This is a genomic window from Pseudomonas sp. FYR_5, assembly GCF_043106315.1.
GTDB classification, from domain to species: domain Bacteria; phylum Pseudomonadota; class Gammaproteobacteria; order Pseudomonadales; family Pseudomonadaceae; genus Aquipseudomonas; species Aquipseudomonas putida_Y.
The window spans coordinates 1-7,013 of sequence record NZ_JBICMK010000028.1; the positions used below are offsets into that span (position 1 = coordinate 1).

Consider the following 7,013-nt stretch of genomic DNA (forward strand, 5'->3'; position numbering starts at 1 on the left):
CACACATCGGTGGTTGGACACAGCCCGTTGTAGGAGCGGGTTCACCCGCGAAGAGGCCGGCCCTGCTGGCCAATTTCCACCCGCCGTTCACCGTTGCCGCCGCCACTGTATTAGCGGGTACAGGTTGCAAATAAGACCTTACTGCCCGCCTGCAGTCTCCTGCACACCCTTGAACCACTTCTGCTCAAGCTCGCCAGTCCGGCCACTGTCCTTCAAGCGCTGCAACGCATTGTTTACCGCGCTTTCAAAAGCCGGGTTGTCCTTCTGGAACGGGATCACCAGCTTCTTCTCGCCAATCGGCCGGCTCACATCGAGCGGGCCGTCGCCTGTGAGCGAATCACTCGACGGGGTGAGTGCGATGTCGTACTTGCCACTCTCGACACCCGCCAGCACTTCGGTCGCCGGGGCTTCGACGAACTCGGCGCGCAGGTCCAGTTCCTTGGCCAGGGCCTGGCCAAATTCGATGTCAAAACCTGTCAGATGGTCGTCTTGTTTGAAAGCGTAGGGCGAGTTGTCGGCTTGTATGGCAATGCGCAGTTCGCCCCGGTCGGCGATTTCGTCGATCAGCTCCGCCTGAGCCAATGGACTGATCAGTACTGCCAGCAGTACACCTATGGTCGAACGCATGTATGCCCCTTTTCTTTTTGCAGATTGAAAACGGTCGCCACGGCTTTCTTCCTCGCCGTGATCGAGCGCAGCCTATGACCTTCAAGCCTCGGCATTGTTTAACCCTGACTGAAATATTTCTGTCAGGCAATGTGAACACCTTGGCGGTTATTTCAACTAAGGTGAACTACCGCCGCTTTTGGATGACAGGCTGCGGTCAATAAGTGAATCACAGGAGAAGTGAATGAACAGCCTATTTTCGCGTGCTGCCGTTGCCGGTCTGCTGATGGGAGCGTCGGTGTTCGCCAGTGCCGCAGACGCCCTGAAGAGCCAGGAGCCGCCCAAGGAGGCGAAGGTCTTCATCGTTTCCCCCGCCGATGGTGCCACGGTCGACAAGACCTTCACCGTCAAGTTCGGCATCGAGGGTATGGGCCTCAAGCCTGCGGGCGATCAAACACCGCACACCGGGCACCACCATCTACTGGTGGATGTCGACAAGGAGCCCGTGGCTGACATGCCGCTGCCGACCAGCCTGATGCCAGAGGCCGGCGTCGCACTGCCGGCAGGGCCGCAAGTGCTGCACTTCGGCAAGGCACAGACCGAAACCAGCATTACCCTGACCCCGGGCAAGCACACCCTGCAACTGATTCTGGGTGACCAGTATCACGTGCCGTTCAAGCCTAGCGTCGAGTCGAAGAAAATCACGGTTGAAGTGAAATAAAAAAGGGAGGCCTTCATGGCCTCCCTTTTTCATGCTGCACCCAGACTTAGAACAGGACGCGGGAACGGATGGTGCCCTTGACCTGCTGCAGTTTCTCTTGCGCAAGGTCCGAGTACTCGGCGTCAACGTCGATCACCACGTAACCGACTTTCTCGTTGGTCTGCAGGAACTGACCGGAGATGTTGATACCGTTCTCGGCGAAGACCTTGTTGATCTCGCTGAGCACGCCCGGGATGTTTTCGTGAATGTGCAGCAGGCGATGTTTGCCTGGGTGCGCTGGCAAGGCCACTTCCGGGAAGTTGACCGAGGACACCGAAGTACCGTTGTCGCTGTACTTGACCAGTTTCTCGGCCACTTCCAGACCGATGTTGGCCTGGGCTTCGGCGGTGGAGCCCCCAATGTGCGGCGTCAGGATCACGTTGTCGAGGCCGCGCAGCGGGCTCTCGAACTCTTCGTCGTTGGAGCGTGGCTCGACCGGGAACACGTCGATGGCAGCGCCGATCAGGTGCTTGTCCTTGATGGCAGCGGCCAGGTGGTCCAGCTCGACCACGGTGCCACGGGCGGCGTTGATCAGGATCGCGCCCTTCTTCATCGAGCGGATTTCCTTCTCGCCGATCATCCACTGGGTGGATGGCAGCTCAGGCACGTGCAGCGAGACGATGTCGGCCAGGCCCAGCAGCTCGTTCAGGCTGGTGACCTGCACGGCGTTGCCCAGTGGCAGCTTGGTCAGCGGGTCGAAGAAGTACACCTGCATGCCCATGTTCTCAGCCAGTACCGAAAGCTGGGTACCAATCGAGCCGTAGCCGACGATGCCCAGTTTCTTGCCGCGGATTTCGAACGAGTTGGCAGCACTTTTGATCCAGCCGCCACGGTGGCAGGAGGCGTTCTTCTCAGGGATGCCGCGCAGCAGCAGGATGGCTTCGGCCAGTACCAGTTCGGCGACCGAGCGGGTGTTGGAGTATGGCGCGTTGAACACGGCGATACCGCGCTCGCGGGCAGCTTCCAGGTCAACCTGGTTGGTACCGATGCAGAAGCAGCCAACAGCGACCAGTTTCTTGGCGCAGTCGAAGATCTCTTCGGTGAGCTGGGTGCGCGAACGGATGCCGATGAAGTGGGCATCGGCGATCTTTTCCTTCAGCTCGGCTTCCGGCAACGAACCAGTGAGGTATTCGATGTTGGTGTAGCCGGCGGCCTTGAGGGTATCGACCGCGTTCTGGTGCACACCTTCAAGAAGAAGGAACCGGATCTTGCTCTTGTCGAGAGAAGTCTTGCTCATCTGCGTAAACCTGTATCCCGGAGATAAAATGGCGAGGGGTGATGCCAGGCGCGAGGGCAGCCTTAGCATGAACAGCGGGAGGGCTATGCTAGCATACGCGACACAATCTGAGCTTATCCCGACAGTTGAAGAGTGCTCAGGGTGACCATGAATAAGTCGAGAGTTCCAGCGATGACCCGCCCCGCTGTTATTGAAGAACTGATGACCCTTGTCGACCCGGGCAAGGTCCTGACTGACCCGGTTTCCCTCGAAGCGTATGGCAAGGACTGGACCAAGCATTACCCGCCAGCGCCCAGCGCCATCGTCTTTCCCAAAACGATAGAACAGGTGCAAGCCATTGTGCACTGGGCCAATGCGCACAAGGTGGCGCTGGTGCCCTCTGGCGGGCGTACCGGGCTTTCTGCTGGTGCGGTGGCGGCCAATGGCGAGGTTGTGGTCGCCTTCGACTACATGAACCAGATCCTTGGCTTCAATGCTTTCGACCGCACTGTGGTTTGCCAGCCAGGGGTCATCACCCGCCAGTTGCAAACCTTCGCCGAAGAGCAAGGCCTGTATTACCCGGTGGACTTCGCTTCCAGCGGCTCCAGCCAGATTGGCGGCAATATCGGCACCAATGCCGGCGGAATCAAGGTGATTCGCTACGGCATGACCCGCAACTGGGTGGCCGGGCTGAAAGTGGTCACCGGCAAGGGCGAGTTGCTGGAACTGAACAGGGACCTGATCAAGAACGCCACCGGTTACGACCTGCGGCAGCTGTTCATTGGTGCCGAGGGTACGCTGGGCTTCGTGGTCGAGGCCACCATGCGCCTGGACCGCGCACCGCGCAACCTCACCGCCATGGTGCTGGGCACACCGGACTTCGACTCGATCATGCCGGTGCTGCACGCCTTCCAGGGCAAGCTGGACCTGACCGCTTTCGAGTTTTTCTCCGACAAGGGGCTGGCCAAGATCCTTGCGCGCGGCGATGTACCTGCGCCGTTCGCGACTGATTGCCCGTTCTATGCGCTGCTGGAGTTCGAGGCCAGCACTGAAGACGTTGCCAACGAAGCATTGGCTACCTTCGAGCATTGCGTCGAGCAGGGTTGGGTGCTGGATGGGGTGATGAGCCAGAGCGAAACCCAGCTGAAAAACCTGTGGAAGCTGCGCGAGTACCTGTCGGAAACCATCTCGCACTGGACACCGTACAAGAACGACATTTCCGTCACTGTCTCGAAAGTGCCTGCGTTCCTGCGCGATATCGACGTCATCGTCTCTGAACATTATCCGGATTATGAAGTGGTGTGGTACGGCCATATTGGTGACGGCAACCTGCACCTGAACATCCTCAAGCCTGAGCATATGAGCAAGGACGACTTCTTCGCTTCGTGTGCCAAGGTCAACAAGTGGGTGTTCGAGATTGTCGAGCGTTACAACGGGTCGATTTCTGCCGAGCATGGTGTAGGCATGACAAAGCGTGACTACCTGAGCTACAGCCGTTCCCCTGAAGAAATCGCCTGCATGAAAGCAATAAAGGCCGTGTTCGACCCTAACGGCATCATGAATCCGGGTAAGATCTTTGCACCTGAATAAAAAGCAGTATCCAGAGGAGTCGGCCATGAGTTACCAGCACCAGTACGTAGACGGCACGCGCATTCACTTCCCCCTGGGCAAGGTGGTGTGCATCGGCCGTAACTATGCCGAGCACGCCAAGGAACTGGACAACCCGATCCCCACCGAGCCGCTGCTGTTCATCAAGCCGGGCAGCTGCGTGGTGCCGGCCGAAGGTGGCTTCAAGATCCCGGCCGAGCGTGGGTCGGTGCACTATGAAGTTGAAATTGCCGTACTGCTGGGCAAACCGCTGTCGACCCATCCGAGCGAGGAAGAGGTGCTGGACGCCATTTCCGGTTACGCGCCGGCGCTGGACCTGACCCTGCGCGACGTGCAGGCCAAGCTGAAGGAAAAGGGCCTGCCCTGGGAGCTGGCCAAGTGCTTTGACGGCGCTTGCGTGCTGCCACCGTTCGTCTCGGCTGCCAGCTTCGAGGATGTGACAGACATCCCGGTGCGCCTGACCGTGAATGGCGAAGTGCGCCAGGAGGGTAACAGCGCGCTGATGCTGAACCCGATCGTGCCGATGATTCAGTACATGGCAGCGCATTTCTCGTTGCAGGCGGGGGATGTGATCCTCACTGGTACACCGGCGGGCGTTGGGCCGTTCAATGTCGGTGACGAGCTGGTGCTGGAGCTGCCGGGTGTGAGCCGCTTCGAAAGCCGGGTGCTTTAACTCGAAACCGCGTCGCCTTCTTCGCGGGTAAACCCGCTCCTACAGGGATTGCACAGGCCTTGAATACTGTGCAGCACCTTGGGCGCGGGTTTACCGGCGAAGAGGCCGGCCCTGTTTACCGATTTTTCACACCCAATCCGGATAATGCGCGCACCTACGCCCATTTCCCCAGGATCACCGCATGCCATCCTCCTCCAGCGCCCCGGCAACTCCCAAGCGTCGCTTCTACCTGCGCTGGCCCTTCGGCCTGGCCGTGGCGGCGGTGATCGGCTATGGCGTGGCCGTGGCCATGCACTGGGATGACCGCGGTGCACTGTGGGTAAAAGAAGGCTTCGAAAGCACCGCCGAGCGTAGCGAAAGCGTGTGGTTGCCGGATTACCAGGTGGACATCGACGCCAAACCGCTGCCGGGCATGGATGATGATGAAGCCTCGGATGTGGCCTTCAACCCGCAAACGCGCACCCTGTTCGCGGTCATGGGCAAGAACCCGATCCTGGTCGAGCTGAGCCTGGAGGGCGATGTGCTGCGCAAGATCCCGCTCAACGGCTGGAACAACCCCGAAGGCGTCGCGGTGCTGGAAGACGGCAACCTGGCCATCACTGACGAGCGCCTGCACGATCTGACCGTGGTCAAGGTGGACGCGCAGACCACGGCACTGAATCACGACGACTTCCAGAGCCACGACCTGGGCCCGTCGGTCAAAAGCAACAAGGGCTTCGAGGCCATCGCCTGGGACCCGCTGCGCAAGCGCCTGATCATTGGCGAGGAGCGCCCGCCCAAGCTGTACACCTGGAGTACCGATGGCCGCAGCCCGCTCCAGGGTGACAAACAGCCGTTGCCGAGCGATGAACTCGACTTGCGCAACCTGTCTGCCCTGGGGGTCGACCCGCGTACTGGACACTTGCTGGTGCTCTCGGCCGATTCCAACATGCTGCTGGAGCTGGACGAGCAGGGCCAGCAAGTCAGCTTCATGACACTGCTGGGCGGCTTCAACGGGCTTGAAGACACCATTCCGCGGGCTGAGGGGGTGGCCATGGACGACAAGGGCAACTTGTACATGGTCAGCGAGCCGGCGCTTTTCTATCGGTTCAAGAAGAACTGACAACATCATCAGATTTGCCTGACGCTTGCATTAAGCTTTGCTTCAGCCATTCATGATTAGATTCGCCATCCTTGTGTCGAGTCTGTCCCTATGCGTCGTTTTGTTCGCCTGCTCCTTGTTCTGGCTGCCGTTGGTCTGCTCCTGCTTGGCTGGGCTGGGCAGGAGTTTCGCCTGTTCGAGCGTGGCTGGTTCAATCTGAAGACCTGGTGGCAGCCTGTGGAGCGCAGCATTGGCCTGGACCGCTACCGGGTGGTGCTGGAGGCGCAACCGATCGAAGGGCTGGATGATGACATTTCGGCGCTGACCTACGACCCCGACCGCAAAACCCTCTTCACGGTCACCAATGCACGTTCGGAGCTGATCGAGCTGTCGCTGGACGGCCGTATCCTGCGACGTGTGCCGCTGACTGGCTTTGGCGACCCGGAGGCGGTGGAGTACGTTGGGCCAAACAGCTATGTGATTACCGACGAGCGTCAGCAACGGCTGATTCGCGTACGGCTGGACGACGACACGCTGTTTCTCGATGCCGGTGATGCCGAGCAGCTGACGTTGGGCATTGGCCTCAATGGCAACAAGGGCTTCGAGGGCCTGGCCTACGATTCAGCGGGCAAGCGCCTGTTCGTGGCAAAGGAGCGGGACCCGATGCTGATCTATGAGGTGCATGGCTTCCCACATGACAATCCGGAAAAGCCCTACGCCGTGCATGTGGTGCAGGACCGCAAGCGCGATTCACGGTTGTTTGTGAGGGACCTGTCGAGTTTGCAGTTCGATGAGCGCAGTGGGCATCTGCTGGCGCTGTCGGACGAGTCGCGGCTGGTGCTGGAGCTGGATGTCGAGGGTAGGCCGCTGAGTACCTTGTCTTTGCGCAAGGGCTTCCAGGGGTTGCAGGCGACGGTGCCGCAGGCGGAGGGCATTGCGATGGATGAAGTGGGGACCATTTACCTGGTCAGTGAGCCGAACCTGTTCTATGTGTTCAAGCAGCCGGCTGACTGATTGCCTGTCAGGGCCTATTCGCGGGTAAACCCGCTCCTACCCAGGCTTGTGGGGT

7 protein-coding genes are annotated in these 7,013 nt (G+C 59.8%); 5 read left to right on the top strand and 2 right to left on the bottom strand.

From position 1 onward, the window contains the following. Positions 1-138: 138 nt before the first annotated feature. Positions 139-627 carry a transporter substrate-binding domain-containing protein gene (locus ACF8RA_RS03045; protein WP_176685699.1) on the bottom strand — a complete coding sequence of 163 codons (489 nt, stop codon included), beginning with the start codon at positions 625-627 and terminating at the stop codon, positions 139-141. A gap of 223 nt (positions 628-850) precedes the next feature. Here ACF8RA_RS03045 and ACF8RA_RS03050 point away from each other — a divergent pair, with 223 nt between their 5' ends. Further along, on the top strand, positions 851-1,327 hold the full coding sequence (locus ACF8RA_RS03050) for a DUF4399 domain-containing protein (RefSeq protein WP_014592762.1): 477 nt from the start codon (positions 851-853) through the stop codon (positions 1,325-1,327). A gap of 46 nt (positions 1,328-1,373) precedes the next feature. Here ACF8RA_RS03050 and serA read toward each other — a convergent pair whose 3' ends face one another. Continuing rightward, entirely contained in the window at positions 1,374-2,603 is a 1,230-nt protein-coding gene (serA, locus tag ACF8RA_RS03055) for a phosphoglycerate dehydrogenase (RefSeq protein ID WP_014592761.1), read from the bottom strand. 171 nt (positions 2,604-2,774) lie between these two features. Here serA and ACF8RA_RS03060 point away from each other — a divergent pair, with 171 nt between their 5' ends. The 4 genes from ACF8RA_RS03060 to ACF8RA_RS03075 all read left to right on the top strand — a co-directional run bounded on the left by ACF8RA_RS03060 (position 2,775) and on the right by ACF8RA_RS03075 (position 6,958). Then, complete coding sequence (locus ACF8RA_RS03060) at positions 2,775-4,172, top strand: FAD-binding oxidoreductase (protein WP_392487871.1); 1,398 nt, start codon at positions 2,775-2,777, stop codon at positions 4,170-4,172. A 25-nt stretch (positions 4,173-4,197) separates the two neighbouring features. Further along, positions 4,198-4,863, top strand: coding sequence for a fumarylacetoacetate hydrolase family protein (locus tag ACF8RA_RS03065; RefSeq protein WP_176685697.1), 666 nt, complete (start codon positions 4,198-4,200; stop codon positions 4,861-4,863). Positions 4,864-5,044: 181 nt separating this feature from the next. Next, the gene (locus ACF8RA_RS03070) at positions 5,045-5,965 is read left to right on the top strand and encodes an SdiA-regulated domain-containing protein (RefSeq protein WP_176685696.1); all 921 of its coding nucleotides are present in this window, start codon (positions 5,045-5,047) and stop codon (positions 5,963-5,965) included. A gap of 90 nt (positions 5,966-6,055) precedes the next feature. Next, positions 6,056-6,958: an SdiA-regulated domain-containing protein gene (locus tag ACF8RA_RS03075; protein ID WP_392461979.1), complete on the top strand. Its 903-nt coding sequence runs from the start codon at positions 6,056-6,058 to the stop codon at positions 6,956-6,958. Positions 6,959-7,013: the final 55 nt, after the last annotated feature.

Bases quoted from the DNA above. Each gene is read 5' to 3' on its own strand.
- ACF8RA_RS03075 (WP_392461979.1), top strand. From the start codon at position 6,056: ATGCGTCGTTTTGTTCGCCTGCTCCTTGTTCTGGCTGCCGTTGGTCTG.
- ACF8RA_RS03045 (WP_176685699.1), bottom strand. From the start codon at position 627: ATGCGTTCGACCATAGGTGTACTGCTGGCAGTACTGATCAGTCCATTG.
- ACF8RA_RS03070 (WP_176685696.1), top strand. From the start codon at position 5,045: ATGCCATCCTCCTCCAGCGCCCCGGCAACTCCCAAGCGTCGCTTCTAC.
- serA (WP_014592761.1), bottom strand. From the start codon at position 2,603: ATGAGCAAGACTTCTCTCGACAAGAGCAAGATCCGGTTCCTTCTTCTT.
- ACF8RA_RS03050 (WP_014592762.1), top strand. From the start codon at position 851: ATGAACAGCCTATTTTCGCGTGCTGCCGTTGCCGGTCTGCTGATGGGA.
- ACF8RA_RS03060 (WP_392487871.1), top strand. From the start codon at position 2,775: ATGACCCGCCCCGCTGTTATTGAAGAACTGATGACCCTTGTCGACCCG.
- ACF8RA_RS03065 (WP_176685697.1), top strand. From the start codon at position 4,198: ATGAGTTACCAGCACCAGTACGTAGACGGCACGCGCATTCACTTCCCC.